The organism is Devosia sp. P1_H9, from assembly GCF_056405135.1.
Map to the genome: position 1 here is coordinate 55,379 of NZ_JBFUCQ010000005.1, position 14,896 is coordinate 70,274.

Consider the following 14,896-nt stretch of genomic DNA (forward strand, 5'->3'; position numbering starts at 1 on the left):
TGGGACGGGCAGATACTCCTCATGACGGGAGCGCGTCAAGCGTCCAAAAGTCTGGTGGTGATACCGAGCAATGCAGACGGCCTGACCTCGCGCTACGCCCAATCCTTGAGCTTCGAGGTCTGCCCGATACCCGGGTTCATCGAGTTCGTCGGGTCGAGCGAGCGGTAGAAATCGGCCAGCACGGGCTTGGCGGTGTAGAGGTGGCCGACATTGTGCTCGGAGGGGAACTCGATGCCGCGGCCGTTGAGGTGGGCGATAATCTTGTGCTCGAGCGCCAGCCAGTCGGTGCCCTTTTTCACTGCGTAGTCGTAGTGGAACACCTGGCAGAAGAAGTGGCCGCAGGGGATGCGGCGCACGATGCTGTCCTCGATGCCCTCGGGCAGCGTCTCGCGCCAATCGATGGTGTTGCGCGGCAGGGCCAGGTCGAGCGCAACGATGTTCTCGACCGTTTTGGGATTGACGGCGCGGAAGCGGACCGAGCCGCCGCCGACCGCATAGCGGTTGCGGAAGGCTGCGGCCGCCTCCTCGTCGTCGCACTCGAAAAAGTCGCCATCCGCAGTGGGGAATATCGACGTGAGATAGGCGCGCGCCTCCTCGATCCCCTCGCCGTCCATGCGCAGCAGCAGGTGGTGCTGGTAGCGGTCGCGGAAGGCGTTCATCCGCACCGGCAGATGGTTGGGCAGCAAGCCGGTGATCACCTGCAGCAGGCGGTCCGACAGGTTGGTGCCCAGGCCCAGCCGGCCGGTGATCGCGTCGAACCGGCTCTTCAGCGCGAAGGCGGTCGGGATGCGCTCGGTACCGGCATATTTGATCAGCAGGTAGAGGTCCTTGCCGTATTTCTCAGCCAGCGCGTAGGCGTCCTGGTGCAGGTATTCGCCAGCCACAGGCAGCGCCTTGAACTGGCTGAGGATGTGGCGGCGGATATTGGTCAGCTCCATGAAGTCGTTGGAGCCGACGTAGAACACCTTCGACGGGCCGGAGCTCGGGAAGGTGTCGAGCCGGACGGCGAAGATGCAGAGCTTGCCGGCGCTGCCGGCGGCCTCGTAGAGCAGCCGTGGATCGTTGTTGAAGCGGGCGGGACCCGGCGCCGTGATATCGCGCACCAACGTCGAATAATCGGGGTCGGAGGCCAGCTTGCCGGTGTCGTGCCAGACGTCGGCTTCGGAGTACTTGCCGCTATCCAGCCGCGACAGGATCTCCTCGGGATCGTTGCCGAGCTCAATGCCGAGATGATTGATCAGCGACACGTTGCCGTCTTCGCCGACCCGGGCATAGAGCGCCAGCTGGGTGAAGGCGGGGCCGCGCCGCAGCAGCGCGCCGCCGGAATTGTTGCTGACCCCGCCGACTACTGAGGCGCCGATGGTGGTGGAGCCGATTACCGAATGCGGCTCGCGCCCGAGCGGCCGGATCAGCTTTTCCAGCCGATGCAGCGTCGCGCCGGCGAGGGCGAGCACCTGCTCGCCGCCCTTGAGCAGGTCGATGCGGCCGATTCGCATGGTGTTGATCAGCACGACCTCGCGGTCGTGGTCGTCGCCGAACGGCGTCGAGCCGCCGTTGAGGCCGGTATTGGCCGCCTGCATGATGACGATGCGGCCAGCCTCGATGGTGGCCTTGAACACCCGCCACTGCTCGAGCAGCGTGCCGGGCCGCACTACTGCCAGCACCTTGCCTTCGCCGTACCGATAGCCCTTGCGAAAGCGGCGGGTGCGTCGCGCGTCGGTCAGCACGTAGCTGTCGCCGACAAAGCCGCGCAACTGCGCCAGCAGGGCGTCGCCGGAAATCTGGGTCGGAGAGGTGATCATTGCAGGTCTGTCGCTATTCGTCGGCCGGGCACTTGCATAGGCCGGAACTGCGCCAGCGTCGACGCCAGCTTTCGTCGCGGTTCGTAACTGTCGGATACGATTGACTAATCGACCGACGCAGGCGATGAATTATCTATAAAATGACCAGCACAGTCAAAGACGACACCGTTTCGGTGCGGATCAGCAAAATTCTCGCCGAGCGGATCATCGCCGGGGACATCCCGTCCGGCACGCGCTTGCGACAGGACCACATTGCCGAGGAGTTTGGCGCCAGCCATGTGCCGGTGCGCGAGGCGTTCCGGCTGCTCGAGGCGCAAGGGCTGGCGGTGAGCGAGCCGCGCCGCGGTGTGCGGGTTGCCGGCTTCAGCCTCGACGAAGTGCGCGAGGTGGCCGAAATGCGCGCCGCGCTCGAAGTGCTGGCGCTGCGCTATGCTAGTCCGCACTTGACCAAAGCCATCCTCGACGAGGCCGAGAGCGTCACCAAGGCCGGCGACAGGGCGAGCGATGTACAGGCCTGGGAGGAGGCGAATCGCGCCTTTCATCGGCTGATCATCGCGCCTTGCGGTATGCCGCGCCTGCTCAAGAGTATCGATGATCTGCACAGCGCCAGTGCCCGCTTCCTGTTCTCGGGCTGGCGGGCAGAGTGGGAGGCGCCGACCGATCGGGACCACATGGCGATCCTCGCGGCGTTGCGGGCGGGCGATATCGACACCGCGGCCTCGGTGCTCGCCAGGCACATCCGGTGGAGCGGCCAGGAGCCGAGGAAGCCGGGCCAACGGCCCGCAAAAGCGGCCACCGGGCGATAGCCTCTTGCAAAGCTCCCGCTTCTGTGGACTTCTTTAGCGATAGATATGAAAAATTATCTATAACTCGCGCAAGGAGCTCATTCGTGTCGAACGCCGCCGCCCTCACCCCCGCCTTCAGCCCCCTCGATCTGCGAAGCCGCCCACTCGCCTGGCAGGCGGGTGCTGTTGTTCTCGGCACGCTGTTCCTGGCGCTCTCCTCCTATATCGAGGTGCCGATGGTGCCGGTGCCCGTCACGATGCAGACTTTCGCCGTGGCCATGGTCGGCGCGCTCTACGGCTGGCGGCTGGGAGCGATCACCATCATCGCCTGGCTCGCCGAAGGCGCCCTCGGACTGCCGGTTCTCGCGGGCGGAGCGTCCGGCGCGCTGCACTTCGTCGGCCCCACCGGCGGCTATCTCTTCGCCTTCCCGGTCGTTGGCGCACTGGTCGGCTGGCTCGCCGAACGCGGCTGGAACGGCCACCGGCCGGTGCTGGCCTTTGTCAGCATGCTGCTGGGCAACCTGCTTTGCCTCGTGCTCGGCGCGGCCTGGCTTGCCACCATCATCGGCGTCGAGGCGGCCTTCACCAGCGGCGTGGCGCCGTTCATCATCGGTGGCGTGCTGAAGTCGGTGCTCGGCGCCGCAGTGCTTGCGCTTCTCGCCCGCGGCAAGGTTCGCGCCGCACAATGACGGTCCGGCTGCGCCCGCATCACCTGCTTTGCCTGCTGACCTACGCAGGCAAAGGCTACAGCGCAGCGTTCACCGCCAATTACGACGCCATCGCCGCTCGGATCGGCGATGGCGAAGACATCACGATCGTCGCGGGGCCGGACGACATCTGCGCCCCGCTACTGGCCGATGCCGATCCGCACTGCCATCGCGACAGCGTGACCGAACGCGACCGGTTGGCGCTCCGCGATGTCGGCGACCTGCTGGCCACACCGCTCGATCTCGGCCATCGCCTGGAACTGAACCCCGCCCTGCTGCTCCAGATGCGCGACGCCTTTTCGGCGGGCCGAACCCGTCAGGCCTGCGCCGGTTGCGAGTGGCACGGGCTCTGCACCACCATCTCGGCCGGCGGCTACGCCGGAACAGCGCTGCCGAACGCCGCCGGCTAACGCCCCGCCCACCCGCCGGTGATCGATCGCGCGCGCGACTACTCGAGTTTCACTGACTTGCTGCTGAGAACAGGCATAACGGCCACATCACGGCCGGGGGCCTAGTATGGTTAAGCATAGGAAATTCGGGTCCTATGTCCTACTGCTCCCTCCCCCACCAAATGGAGGGGGCAGTTTTTTGAGGCGCCATCCCGGTGGCGCCCGCGATGCCGCGGCCCACCCGCCGCGGCACGCGATCTGCTAGGATAATAAACCGGCGCCAGGCGCGTCGGTTTGGGTGTTCGCTCGTCGATGACGTCAGGAAACGACCTTCGCACGGCCACGAGTGGCCGGCGTTTTGGGCTTGCGGCCGAGGCCAATCGTCTTGGCCAGGCGCGACCGCGCTTCCGAGTAGGTTGGCGCCACCATAGGATAGTCCAACGGAAGACCCCATTTCGCCCGGTATTCCTCGGGCGACATGTCGTATTCGGTCCTGAGATGACGCTTCAACGACTTGAACTTCTTTCCGTCTTCGAGGCAGATCAAGTATTCCGGCGTGATCGATTTCTTGATCGATACCGCCGGCCGAAGTTCGACTGCTGCCTCAGCTTCCACGACACCACCGAGTCCCGACAGCGTTGCATGCACGCTGGCGATCAGCTTGGGAATATCGCTGGCGCTGAGAGCATTGTGACTCACATAAGCGCTGACGATATCGGCGCTCAGTTCGACCAGTTGGGAACTCCTCGCATCTGCCGCAGCCAAGTTCGATGTTCCTGATTCCATTCGTCCCTCGTTATTGTTGCCTAGGTTTCGGGTCCTATATGCGGGAACTGCGGCCCACCCGCCGCGCTTCTCGCAGTTATTGTGCTAGCGCCTTACGCATGGGTAGCTTACTTCAATGCGTTATCTAGCCGTTACGTGGCTACGCTTTGGCCTTTACTTCGTCAAGTAAACTTCCACCACATTCGACGGAACAACTGAGCAATGCCGATCACTTCTATGCGGGAAACGGTCACCCTGCAGCTTTTGGGAACACCGGTCCTCCGTCTTGCGGACGGCTCGGCTGTAAAGCTGCGTCAGAAGGCCTTTGCCTTGGCAGCTCTGCTTTATCTGGACTTTTCCAGCCGCGCGCGACGCTCGGCTTTAGCTGAACGAGCTTGGGAGAGCAGTACCGCCGAACAGGCGATGACCAATCTCCGCCAGACCCTGTTGCATACGCGCGAACTCGAAGGTCGCTACGGGTTTGAGCTCTTCGACGCCGATGCCACCGAAATCGAGCTCAACCGGGATGTAGTGCTGGATCTGCGCGAAATCGGTCGCGCCCGCGCCGCCGAGGACGGACCGGAGCTGGAGCGGCTGATCGCACTCTATCGTGGCGAGTTGCTCGCCGGCGTCAGCGGACTGGGCAGCGAGTTCGACCAGTGGCTGGCGCTCGAGCGCACCCGCATCGAAAACCAGTTCGCGGGCCAGGCGACCGAAGCGGCGCTTCGCATCGGTGGCCGTGGCGCGCATTCGGCGCTGTTCCGGCTGGCCGAGCGGCTGCCCTATTCGGAAGTGGTTTGCCGCGGCACCATCGAGTTGTTCCGGGCCGAAAACAACGAGAGCGGTGCCCGTGCAGCGTTCGCCGCGTTCCGCAACCGGTTGCGCCACGGCCTCGGGCTGGAACCCGCGGCGGAAACCGCCGAGCTGTTCGATCACGATGAGGATGGTGACGGCCCGGTGCCGGCCCAGCCGCGCAGCATCGAGCGGCGCCCGCTGCCGGCCGATGATACGGCACGACTGAGCTTCGTGCCGCGCGTGGTGCTGCTGCCGCCGCTGCAGGACTTCAAGCAGGCGAGCATCCCCAAGCACCTTGCCCCGGCTTTGGTTGAGGATGTGACCATCGGCCTGTCGCGGCTGAAATCGGTGTCGGTGATCGCTCCGCACACCGCCTGGCAACTCGACCCGTTCACCGCGCTCGACGAAGTGCGCGCCCACCAGATCGATTATGCGGTCGAAAGCCGCATAGCCCCGCATTTCGCCAGTGACGGGCTGTCGCTGGCGATCCGCCTGGTGCGCGCCGCCGGACGCGAGATCGTCTGGGCCGACAAATTTGCCTTCACCGCGCTGAAGGCTCCGGAGCACTACTGGGACTTCACCAATGGGGTGGCCCGCGCGCTCGCCGACAGCATCGAGACTGCCGAACTGCAGCGCGAGCGCACCCAGCGCGACGCCAACGCCTATTCCCACTACCTCGCGGGGCGGCACAATCTCAGGTCGTTCGACCTGCCCAAGATCCGGCGGGGGCGCAAGTCGCTGCGCATCGCCCGCGATATCGAGCCGGAGCAGGCCTCGATCGAGAGCGCGCTCGCCCGCTCCTATGTGGTCGAGTGGGTGCTGCGTTCGGGCTCGGACAAGACCTTGCTCGACAAGGCCAAGCTCCATGCCGAACGCGCCGTGTCGATCGACCCCAATGACGGCACGGCCTATCGCGAACTCGGCCGGGTGGCGCTGTTCGACCGCGACCTCGACCAGAGCCTCGAGCACATGACCAGGGCCGCCCAACTGGCGCCCAATCATGCCGACGTGCTGGCCGACTTTGCCGACACACTTGTCCACAACTCCGACTTCGCCGCAGCGCAGGAAAAGATGGAAGCGGCGGTGCGGCTCAACCCGGTGCCTCCGGACGAATACCTATGGACTTTGGGCGGCATCAACTTCTTCCGCGGCCGCTGGGAGGAGGCGCTTGGCCATCTGAACCAGATGCGAAATCCGGATCCGGCGCTGCGCCTGATGGCAGCGGCGGCGGCCATGGCCGGCCGCATGGACCTGGCCCGGCGCTATCGGTTGCAAGCGCTTAAATTGCAGCCGGATTTCACTACCGCTCGTTGGGTATCACGTATGCCGCAGCGCGATCCTGCTGATGTTGATCTGTATATTGAAGCGTTGCGTAAGGCCGGATTCAAATAGGCCTGTAAGGAGAGTACATATGCGTTACGTGATTATCGGACAGAAAGACGCGTCGCAGCTGCTGGTGGTGGATACTCAGCTGATGACCGTTACCTCGGTCGACCAGTCGACGGTCGTCCCCTCGAACGTTCGCTCGGCGCTCGCTGCGGGCAACACCATCGTCGATGGCATCGATATCGCTGTGGCCGCGGGCCAGCGCGAGGACGGCAGCGCCGTCTGGCACTACCACTCCAAATAAGTCTTGAACTTCGGAGCCAAACTCCGCCCGGCTGCCGTCAGGGCATCGGACGGCGCTAGAAATCCCGCGGCCTTGCTGCGGGATTTGTCTTTCCATTTCGACAAGCTCGGCATCACCCGCGTCGCCCGCCAGACCGGCCTCGATCGGATCGGCATCCCCTGCTACGCCGCCATCCGCCCCAACTCGGCGACCATCGCCAGCCACCAGGGCAAGGGCATCGACGACATCTCGGCGCAGATCTCGGCGGTGATGGAAGCCGCGGAATACGCAATTGCCGAAGCGCCGGAGACGGCGCGGCGCACGATGAGCATCGCCGAGGCACGCGCTGCCGGGCACGAGACACTCGACGTCTCGCACCTGCTGCCGCGCGACGCGGCGGTCGACGAGAAGCAACCGATCAGCTGGGTAGAGGGCTTCGCGCTCGATACCGGGGCACTGGTGCTGGTTCCCTATGACGCCGTGGTGCTAGGCACGCCGCCGCGCGACCTGCCCGGCCTGTCGCAATCGACCAACGGCATCGCGGCCGGCGCAAGGCTGTCGGGCGCGTTGCTGCACGCGCTCTGCGAAGTGGTGGAGCGCGACGCGGTGTGCCTCTGGGGCTACAAGTCGGATACGGCGGCCAAGGCGACGGCCGTATCGCCTGCGGCGTTCGGCGATGCCGGGGTCGATGCGCTGACCAAGCAGATCGCCCGCGCCGGCTACCGGCTGCGGCTGTTCGAGCAGACCAGCAATATCGGCGTGCCGGTGATCTATGCCGTGCTCTCCCCCCACGACGGCGCCGACAAGCACTTCGACGTCGCGACCGGCGCCAGCTGCCACCCGGTAGCGGCGGTTGCCGCGCGTCGCGCCATCGTCGAGGCAGCGCAGACCCGGATCACCAACATTGCCGGGGCGCGCGATGACATCGCCGAGGGCGAATACGAGCTCGAACTGGAGCGCAGCATAGCCGTGCTGACCGAGGAGGCTCCGGCCACACGGCCCGCCCCGATCGGCCTGCCGGCTGGCACCGGCGAGGACGAATTGATTGCCGCGCTGCAGGACGGCCTCGCCAGCGCCGGGCTGAAGCGCATCGTCGCCATTCCGCTGGGCGGCGAGAGCATCGGCATCAGCGTGGTGAAGCTCTACGTGCCGGGCCTCGAGGATCGGCTCACCAACCGCAACTGGCGTCCAGGCTCGCGCGCCACTGCTGCCATGCTGGGGTTCCTGTGAAAGTCCTGTTCGCCGGCCCGTCGCTCGCGGGGCAGAGCTATGACAGCACCGGGCTCGATGTCCGGCCGCCGGCGCGGCAGGGCGACCTGCACCGTGCCGTGCTCGATGGCGCCGATGCCATCGGCCTCGTCGATGGGGTGTTCGGTTTCGTGCCCTCGGTCTGGCACAAGGAAATCCTGTTCGCGCTGAAGCACGGTATCCGGGTGCTCGGCGCGGCGTCGATCGGTGCGCTGCGAGCAGGCGAATGCGCCCCCTATGGCATGGAGGCGGTCGGGCCGATCGCCGAGAGCTATGTCAGCGGCGCGCGCATCGAGGACGCCGATGTCTGCCTAGCCCATGCGCCGGCCGAGCTCGACTTCATGCCGCTGAGCGAACCGCTGGTCGATGTCGAGGCAACGGTAGCGGCGATGGGCGTAACCGGAGTTGAAGCCATTGCGCTGCGCTTGTCGGCGCAATCGATCTATTTCGCCGACCGCACGGTCGAGGCAATCATCGCCGGTGCCGGATTGCCTGCTGAGTTCGCCGACCGCTACCGAGCCAAGCGGGTTCGCGCCAAAACCGCCGACGCACTACTGCTGGTCGAGCGGCTTAAGGCGCTGCCGGCCGGCCGTCGGCAGATACCGGACTGGGCCTTCGTCGAGTCCGAACCCTGGCGCTACTACCTGAAGGGGCTTGCCGCCGGGGCTTGACCGGGCGCTATGCTGCTTTCGGAACCGGAGGCTGCTCATGCATGCGACCATCCGCCGTGCCGTTCTCGTTCTTCTTGCAGCGCTCGCCATCTGCACCGCCACTGCGGGTGCGGAAACGGACCTGAGCCGGGCCGTCATCGAACAGCGCGCCGAAGCCGCCGCCCGCTATCTCGTCGCCGTCGAGGCGGCCGATGGGCGTTTCCTCTACGAGTTCGATTTTCTCCGCTCCCGCTTCCTTACCGCCGATAACGTCGTGCGGCAGGCTGGCGCCGGGTTCGTGCTCAACCAGTTCTATTTCCTCAGCGGCAAGGCCGGCTTTGAGGAGCCGGCGGCCCGTGCCATCGGCTACTATGAGGCTCGCTCGGTCAAGCGCGACGACGGCACGCTGATCTCGGAGGACCTGACACTTGAGGGTGGCCGGGCCGGCGGCACCGCCCTGGCGCTGCTCGCCGAGCTGTTCCATAGCCGTGCCATCGGCCGTGACTTCCGACCGGACCTTCGCGTGCTCTGGCTGAAAGGTCTCGCCGCCCAGCAACTGGCGGACGGTCGCATCGCGCAGCGTCCTGATGACACCAAGGCGGATTCCTATTCGACCGGCGAGACCTGGTTGGCGCTGGCGCACTACGCTGAACTCGCCCCCGATGCGACCGGGGTGACGGAGATGCTCGATCGGCTCGAGGCTGGCGCCATGTCGAAGTACCTCGAGACGCCCGACACGATGTTCGCCCATTGGGGGCTGATGGCGGCCGCCCGACGCCTCCGCACTACGGGCGACAACCGCTATCGCGACTTCATCGTAAGCTTCGGCGCCAACTACGTGCGCAAGCTGATGCCGGCCAACGACAATCGGATGAACAATTGCGCAGCGCTCGAAGGGCTTGCAGCAGCCTCGTTCGCGCTCGATCAGGCGGGGGACGCCGCGTTGGCGGCGGAACTGCGGGGCAAGGTGGAGAGCGAACTGCCATTGGCGCTCGCTCTGCAGTTACCCGACGCCACCCGCCTCGAATTCGGCCCCGGTCACTACTACGAGGACCCCAAGCTCAAGAACTTTGTGGGCGCCTTTCTCAACGGCGCCTATGTTTTGCGAACCCGTATTGACTCTACCCAGCATTGCCTATCCGCCATGTTGCTTTATCGCGAAATGACGACCGGCGACACGCTCTGGGAAAAGTGAACAGCTTTAGCTGTTTTTTGGCTATGCGCCTTACGGGACCAGTGCTTTACTTCCCGATGCGCGGGAGGGCTTAAGGGAGATTTCGCATGACTGCGTTCTCGACTGGAACTGGCCTCGCTAAATACCTTCGTATGATCGGCACCGTCGCCGGCGTCACCGCCGGCAGCCTGCTCATTCTTGCGGGGGCGGCGAGTTCTCAAACTGTGACGCCGCAAAGCGTCGATCCGATGCAGCACTTCATCGATTGCGCCGGCGTGCTGATCTCGGCGCCGGATGTGCACGCAGCGAACTGCCTGCCGAGCAATATCGGCCCCGAGACCAACTCACTGGCGAGTACACCGGGCGGCGGCGACGACCACCACTGCTTCGAAGACGACGTCATCCCGGACGGGGTGCAGGTACTGGCAGACAGCGATTGTGAGCCCCGGGACGATACGTCCGACAACACCGAAACCTGATCCGGCGGGACTGGATCCCGATCCTAGTGGAGCCGGGCGCCCCTGAGGGCCCTCAACTCCACTGGGTGGATCAGCCGTGCATGCGCAACGGTGATCGAATGCAGCGGGCCCTCGATCTTTTCCTCCCAGAAGGCGAGGAACTTCTTGAGGTTCGGGAATTGCGGGAACACGTCGTATTGCTGCCAGACGAAATCCTGCAGCAGGTCCAGGTGGTCCGGCACGCGGTAGATGATCTGCGCAGTGGTGAGGCCGAAACCTTCCGTATCGGCATGGGGGGTAGTCAGCGGCGACATCAGGCACCTCCGATGGGCGGGCGACCGGATGAGCATCAGGCGACTTCGCCCGCATGACAAGACTGTAACATGAATAGTTTAACGATTTCAATTGCATAGCAGCAGCCACCGGGGAGTGCTGACAACGCAGCGGCGGTCGTGCGAGGTTATGGTCGGAGTGGAGATCGTCATGGCCAAACCGACGCCCGAGACCACCCGCCGCTTCCTCGATGCGCTGCCCGCATCGCAACGGCAGGCGCTGGAGCACCTGCGCCGGGTGATCATCGCCGCCGCACCGGAAGCTGAGGAGTATGTCGGCTACGGCATCCCGGCGTTTCGCCAGAACGGTGCGCTGGTGTCGTTCGGAGCCGCCAAGAACCACTGCGCACTCTACGTGCAGAGCCCGGCGGTGATGGAAGCGCTGGCCACCGAGCTGGAGGGGCTGGATACCTCGAAGGGCACGGTGCGCTTTACCCCGGACAAGCCGATCCCGGATGCACTGGTGACCCGGTTGGTGCAGGCGCGTCTCGACGAGAACGCAGCGCGGAAGGCCGGTAGGTAGTTGTGCAGCAAGCCTTGAAGGAGGCAGCTAATGGCAACGATGGTTCGACTGACCCAAGACCAGATCGAGCGGCTGATCCTCGAGATGGACGAGATGGAGAAGCGGCTCAAGGACATGCATGAGGAGCTGATCGAGATCGGCGTTCCCAAGGACACGCTCGGCCGGTTCGCGAGGCTGCACGACCGCTACACCACCGGCGTGGCGTTCCTGCTGAGGCAGCGGGAGCTGGGCAGGTCGGAGGACAGCTCGGGCTGAAGTCCGACCCCGGAAGCCAAGGGATGACTGCCCCCTACTATTTGGGGGGCATGGCCGAAGCGGAAAGCGGCAACTCCTGCTCCCCATTTGCCACCCGACCCGGTACATGAAGTGGCGGGGGGTTTTATGGATACGCGGTTATTCTGGCTGGCGGTGGCAGCCTTTGTCGGCGCCATCGAAGGCGGGTTGATTTCCGGCATCCTGCCACTGATCGGCGCCGACCTGGGGGTCAGCCTCGGGCAGGCGGGCCTCTTGGTGCTGTTCTATTCGCTGGCTTACGCGTTTGGTCCGCCCCTCCTCGCGCTGCTGCTCGGTGGGGTTGGCCGGCGGCGCATCCTTGCCTGGTCGGAGTTCGGGCTCGCCGTCTGCGCGCTGCTGATGGTGCTGGTGACGTTCTTCGAGGGTCTGGTCGTGGTCCGCACCGTCCTTGCGGTGGTGGCCGGGACCTACACGGGGGCGGCGATGGCGACCGCAGCGATGCTGGCTCCAACGGGCCAGCGCGGGCGCTACATGCAGGTGATCAGCATGGGGCAGGCCATTGCGGCGCTGGCCGGTGTGCCGCTGGGCGCGCTGCTGGCGGCACATCTGGGCTGGCGGTCCGTATACGTCGCCCTGGCAATCATGGCTGGGTTGGCGGCACTGGCGCTCTACGTGAAGCTGCCGCGCGGCATGCTCGGCGACACGATGAGCATCGGCGATCGATTGAGGGTGCTCCGCAACCCCGCTATCGGCACGGCGCTGCTATCGACGCTGGTGTTCATGATCGGGTCGTCGCCGCTGATCGTCTATATCAGCGCGCTACTGACGGCGGCCGGTGTCGGCTACGACGCGCTGCCGCTGGTGCTGCTCAGCGGCGGGATTGGGGCGATTGCCTGCAGCGCCACCGCGGGACGGATGTCCGACCGCTTCGGCAGCCGGCGAACGGCCACGATTGCCGGGCTGGCCGTGATCGCCGTGATGGCGATCTTCGTGGCGCTGCCGCATCTGCCGGCGGGCCTGGCGCTGCCAGCGCTGATGCTGACGGTCGGCGCGCAGGGCTTCGTGGTCCGCACCTATTCGATCGCGGTGGCGAGCCACATGGCGCAGATCGCCCCGGGAGCGGTGCCGGTCGCCATCTCGCTCAACATGTCGGCGTTCATGATTGGCATGGCCGTGGCCGCCGCCGTCGGTGGCATCGTCGTGGACAGCCTTGGCGCCATGGCACTGCCGCTGATTGGGGCACCGTTGGTGGCCCTGGCGTTGCTGATCTGGCGCCGGGTGCCCGAGGGTGAGCGAGAGCGTGAATTGCGAACAAACCGCGAATAGTGCTTCCTGATCCGGAACTCTCTTCCGGATCGATTCGCGTGCAGACTGCCCTTGCCCCCCACTATCTCGACAAGCTGAACCCCGAGCAGCGGCAGGCGGCGGAGCATCTGGGCGGGCCGCTGCTGGTGATCGCCGGGGCTGGGTCGGGCAAGACCAACACGCTGGCGCACCGGGTGGCGCATCTGATCGTCAAGGGCGCCGATCCGCGCCGCATCCTGCTGATGACGTTTTCGCGCCGCGCTTCGAGCGAGATGCAGCGCCGGGTGGAACGGCTGGTGGCGCAGGTGATGGGCGCCAAGTCCGGCGTGATCACCGATGCCTTGAGCTGGGCCGGGACGTTCCACGGCATCGGCGCGCGGTTGCTGCGCGAGCATGCCGAGCAGATCGGGCTGACCCCGGGGTTCTCGATCCACGATCGCGAGGATTCCGGCGACCTGATCAACATCATCCGGCACGAGATGGGGTTCTCGGAAGCGAAGAAGCGCTTTCCGACCAAGGGCACCTGCCTCGCCATCTATTCGCGCGTGGTGAATGCGCAGGACGACCTCGACGTGGTGCTGAAGCAGGCGTTCCCGTGGGTCGCCATGTGGGGGCCGCAGCTGCGCGAGCTGTTCGGCGCCTATGTGGAAGCCAAGCAACGTCAGCAGGTACTCGATTACGACGACCTGCTGCTCTACTGGGCCGCGATGATGCGGGAACCGGTCATTGCCGAGGACATCGCTGGTCGCTTCGACCATGTGCTGGTCGATGAGTACCAGGACACTAACCGGCTGCAGGCCTCGATCCTGTTGGCGCTGAAGCCTGCTGGAGATGGGCTGACCGTGGTCGGCGACGACGCGCAGTCGATCTACTCGTTCCGCGCCGCGACGGTGCGCAACATCCTCGATTTCCCGGCCGCGTTCACCCCGCCAGCGCGGATCGTGACGCTCGACCGGAACTACCGCTCGACCCAGCCGATCCTCGAGGCCGCCAATGCGGTGATCTCGGAGAGCGCCGAGCGCTTTACCAAGAACCTCTGGACCGAGCGGGCGGCGACCGAGAAGCCACGGCTGGTGACTGTGAAGGACGAGCCGAGCCAGGCCCGCTATGTGGTCGAGAGCGTGCTGGCCTGTCGCGAGGGTGGCACGGTGCTGAAGCAGCAGGCGGTGCTGTTCCGCACCTCGTCGCATTCGGCCGAGCTAGAAATCGAGCTGACGCGGCGCAACATCCCGTTCGTGAAGTATGGCGGGCTGAAGTTCCTCGACAGCGCGCACGTCAAGGACATGCTGGCGCTGCTGCGCTTCGTCGACAATCCGCGCGACCGGGTCGCTGGTTTTCGCGTGCTGCAGCTGCTGCCGGGGATCGGGCCGGGTGCGGCGGGCAAGGTGTTGGACCTGATGGCGGACAGCGCCGACCCACTGGCCGAGTTGCTGAACGCCCCTCCCCCGCCGCGAGGCTCGGAGGGCTGGCCGGGGCTGCTCGAGGTGGTGGAGCATCTGGGCAAGGGCGGGGGCGGCTGGCCGGCCGAACTGCTGCGGGCCCGCATGTGGTACGAGCCGCTGATGGAGGCGGTGTACGAGGATGCCGAGGTCCGGAAGGAAGACCTCTACCAGCTCGAACAGATCGCCGCCGGCTATCCCAGCCGCGAGCGCTTCATCACCGAGCTGACGCTCGATCCGCCCGATGCGACCTCGGACCAGGCCGGCGTGCCGCTACTCGATGAGGACTTCCTGATCCTGTCGACCATCCACTCGGCCAAGGGGCAGGAGTGGAAAAACGTGCATGTGCTGAACGTCGTCGATGGCGCCATTCCGTCTGACCTCGGGACCGGCTCGACGCACGAGCTGGAAGAGGAGCGGCGGCTGCTTTACGTCGCGATGACCCGCGCCAAGGACGAGCTGCATCTGATGATCCCGCAGCGCTTCTACGTGCACCAGCAGACGCCCTATGGCGACAAGCACGTCTACGCGCAGCGCAGCCGCTTCATCACCAAGGCCATGCTGCCGCTGTTCGACGACATGTTCTGGCCGGCGGTGAAGGCGGCGGCGATCAGCGGCATCGCCCCGGCTGCGCCCCGTGTCGACGTCGGTGCCGGGCTGCTGGCGATGTGGAAGAAATGA

16 protein-coding genes are annotated in these 14,896 nt (G+C 65.5%); 13 read left to right on the plus strand and 3 right to left on the minus strand.

Annotated elements, in window-relative coordinates; translation table 11 throughout:
• Nucleotides 1-92: 92 nt before the first annotated feature.
• Nucleotides 93-1,802 (minus strand): D-lactate dehydrogenase, encoded by a 1,710-nt coding sequence (gene dld, locus AC1DYL_RS10960; RefSeq protein ID WP_477173162.1) that lies wholly within the window; start codon nucleotides 1,800-1,802, stop codon nucleotides 93-95.
• Nucleotides 1,803-1,942: 140 nt separating this feature from the next.
• Between dld and AC1DYL_RS10965 the strand changes: the two genes are divergently transcribed.
• The 3 genes from AC1DYL_RS10965 to AC1DYL_RS10975 all read left to right on the plus strand — a co-directional run bounded on the left by AC1DYL_RS10965 (nucleotide 1,943) and on the right by AC1DYL_RS10975 (nucleotide 3,704).
• Nucleotides 1,943-2,608, plus strand: a complete 666-nt coding sequence (locus AC1DYL_RS10965; protein WP_477173163.1) for a GntR family transcriptional regulator — start codon at nucleotides 1,943-1,945, stop codon at nucleotides 2,606-2,608.
• An 83-nt stretch (nucleotides 2,609-2,691) separates the two neighbouring features.
• Complete coding sequence (locus AC1DYL_RS10970) at nucleotides 2,692-3,276, plus strand: biotin transporter BioY (protein WP_477149800.1); 585 nt, start codon at nucleotides 2,692-2,694, stop codon at nucleotides 3,274-3,276.
• Nucleotides 3,273-3,704, plus strand: a complete 432-nt coding sequence (locus AC1DYL_RS10975) for a DUF1284 domain-containing protein (RefSeq protein WP_477173164.1) — start codon at nucleotides 3,273-3,275, stop codon at nucleotides 3,702-3,704. The genes AC1DYL_RS10970 and AC1DYL_RS10975 overlap by 4 nt, the downstream gene beginning before the upstream one ends.
• A 297-nt stretch (nucleotides 3,705-4,001) precedes the next feature.
• Here AC1DYL_RS10975 and AC1DYL_RS10980 read toward each other — a convergent pair whose 3' ends face one another.
• On the minus strand, nucleotides 4,002-4,469 hold the full coding sequence (locus AC1DYL_RS10980) for a Ros/MucR family transcriptional regulator (protein WP_477173165.1): 468 nt from the start codon (nucleotides 4,467-4,469) through the stop codon (nucleotides 4,002-4,004).
• Nucleotides 4,470-4,871: 402 nt separating this feature from the next.
• Between AC1DYL_RS10980 and AC1DYL_RS10985 the strand changes: the two genes are divergently transcribed.
• The 6 genes from AC1DYL_RS10985 (at nucleotide 4,872) to AC1DYL_RS11010 (ending at nucleotide 10,403) form a co-directional block, all read left to right on the plus strand.
• A complete protein-coding gene (locus tag AC1DYL_RS10985) occupies nucleotides 4,872-6,635 on the plus strand; it encodes a BTAD domain-containing putative transcriptional regulator (RefSeq protein WP_477173166.1) in 1,764 nt (587 codons plus the stop codon).
• A 19-nt stretch (nucleotides 6,636-6,654) separates the two neighbouring features.
• Nucleotides 6,655-6,873, plus strand: coding sequence for a hypothetical protein (locus AC1DYL_RS10990; protein ID WP_477149804.1), 219 nt, complete (start codon nucleotides 6,655-6,657; stop codon nucleotides 6,871-6,873).
• Between the two features lie 72 nt (nucleotides 6,874-6,945).
• Nucleotides 6,946-8,082 carry a YcaO-like family protein gene (locus tag AC1DYL_RS10995; protein ID WP_477173167.1) on the plus strand — a complete coding sequence of 379 codons (1,137 nt, stop codon included), beginning with the start codon at nucleotides 6,946-6,948 and terminating at the stop codon, nucleotides 8,080-8,082.
• Nucleotides 8,079-8,771 (plus strand): TfuA-like protein, encoded by a 693-nt coding sequence (locus tag AC1DYL_RS11000; RefSeq protein ID WP_477173168.1) that lies wholly within the window; start codon nucleotides 8,079-8,081, stop codon nucleotides 8,769-8,771. The genes AC1DYL_RS10995 and AC1DYL_RS11000 overlap by 4 nt, the downstream gene beginning before the upstream one ends.
• Before the next feature lie 37 nt (nucleotides 8,772-8,808).
• Nucleotides 8,809-9,945, plus strand: a complete 1,137-nt coding sequence (locus AC1DYL_RS11005) for a hypothetical protein (protein ID WP_477173169.1) — start codon at nucleotides 8,809-8,811, stop codon at nucleotides 9,943-9,945.
• Nucleotides 9,946-10,031: 86 nt separating this feature from the next.
• Complete coding sequence (locus AC1DYL_RS11010; RefSeq protein ID WP_477173170.1) at nucleotides 10,032-10,403, plus strand: hypothetical protein; 372 nt, start codon at nucleotides 10,032-10,034, stop codon at nucleotides 10,401-10,403.
• Nucleotides 10,404-10,426: 23 nt separating this feature from the next.
• Here the strand turns inward: AC1DYL_RS11010 and AC1DYL_RS11015 are convergent, their stop codons facing one another.
• Nucleotides 10,427-10,696 carry a protein usg gene (locus tag AC1DYL_RS11015; protein WP_477149809.1) on the minus strand — a complete coding sequence of 90 codons (270 nt, stop codon included), beginning with the start codon at nucleotides 10,694-10,696 and terminating at the stop codon, nucleotides 10,427-10,429.
• A gap of 169 nt (nucleotides 10,697-10,865) precedes the next feature.
• Between AC1DYL_RS11015 and AC1DYL_RS11020 the strand changes: the two genes are divergently transcribed.
• The 4 genes from AC1DYL_RS11020 to AC1DYL_RS11035 all read left to right on the plus strand — a co-directional run bounded on the left by AC1DYL_RS11020 (nucleotide 10,866) and on the right by AC1DYL_RS11035 (nucleotide 14,896).
• On the plus strand, nucleotides 10,866-11,237 hold the full coding sequence (locus AC1DYL_RS11020) for an iron chaperone (protein ID WP_477173171.1): 372 nt from the start codon (nucleotides 10,866-10,868) through the stop codon (nucleotides 11,235-11,237).
• A 30-nt stretch (nucleotides 11,238-11,267) separates the two neighbouring features.
• Nucleotides 11,268-11,492, plus strand: a complete 225-nt coding sequence (locus tag AC1DYL_RS11025) for a hypothetical protein (RefSeq protein WP_477149811.1) — start codon at nucleotides 11,268-11,270, stop codon at nucleotides 11,490-11,492.
• A gap of 126 nt (nucleotides 11,493-11,618) precedes the next feature.
• On the plus strand, nucleotides 11,619-12,797 hold the full coding sequence (locus AC1DYL_RS11030; RefSeq protein WP_477173172.1) for an MFS transporter: 1,179 nt from the start codon (nucleotides 11,619-11,621) through the stop codon (nucleotides 12,795-12,797).
• 38 nt (nucleotides 12,798-12,835) lie between these two features.
• Entirely contained in the window at nucleotides 12,836-14,896 is a 2,061-nt protein-coding gene (locus AC1DYL_RS11035) for an ATP-dependent helicase (RefSeq protein ID WP_477173173.1), read from the plus strand.

Excerpts from the sequence above, each read along its gene's own strand:
- dld (WP_477173162.1), bottom strand. The coding sequence starts at position 1,802 with ATGATCACCTCTCCGACCCAGATTTCCGGCGACGCCCTGCTGGCGCAG.
- AC1DYL_RS10965 (WP_477173163.1), top strand. The coding sequence starts at position 1,943 with ATGACCAGCACAGTCAAAGACGACACCGTTTCGGTGCGGATCAGCAAA.
- AC1DYL_RS10975 (WP_477173164.1), top strand. The coding sequence starts at position 3,273 with ATGACGGTCCGGCTGCGCCCGCATCACCTGCTTTGCCTGCTGACCTAC.
- AC1DYL_RS10980 (WP_477173165.1), bottom strand. The coding sequence starts at position 4,469 with ATGGAATCAGGAACATCGAACTTGGCTGCGGCAGATGCGAGGAGTTCC.
- AC1DYL_RS10985 (WP_477173166.1), top strand. The coding sequence starts at position 4,872 with ATGACCAATCTCCGCCAGACCCTGTTGCATACGCGCGAACTCGAAGGT.
- AC1DYL_RS10990 (WP_477149804.1), top strand. The coding sequence starts at position 6,655 with ATGCGTTACGTGATTATCGGACAGAAAGACGCGTCGCAGCTGCTGGTG.
- AC1DYL_RS11005 (WP_477173169.1), top strand. The coding sequence starts at position 8,809 with ATGCATGCGACCATCCGCCGTGCCGTTCTCGTTCTTCTTGCAGCGCTC.
- AC1DYL_RS11010 (WP_477173170.1), top strand. The coding sequence starts at position 10,032 with ATGACTGCGTTCTCGACTGGAACTGGCCTCGCTAAATACCTTCGTATG.
- AC1DYL_RS11015 (WP_477149809.1), bottom strand. The coding sequence starts at position 10,696 with ATGTCGCCGCTGACTACCCCCCATGCCGATACGGAAGGTTTCGGCCTC.
- AC1DYL_RS11020 (WP_477173171.1), top strand. The coding sequence starts at position 10,866 with ATGGCCAAACCGACGCCCGAGACCACCCGCCGCTTCCTCGATGCGCTG.
- AC1DYL_RS11025 (WP_477149811.1), top strand. The coding sequence starts at position 11,268 with ATGGCAACGATGGTTCGACTGACCCAAGACCAGATCGAGCGGCTGATC.
- AC1DYL_RS11030 (WP_477173172.1), top strand. The coding sequence starts at position 11,619 with ATGGATACGCGGTTATTCTGGCTGGCGGTGGCAGCCTTTGTCGGCGCC.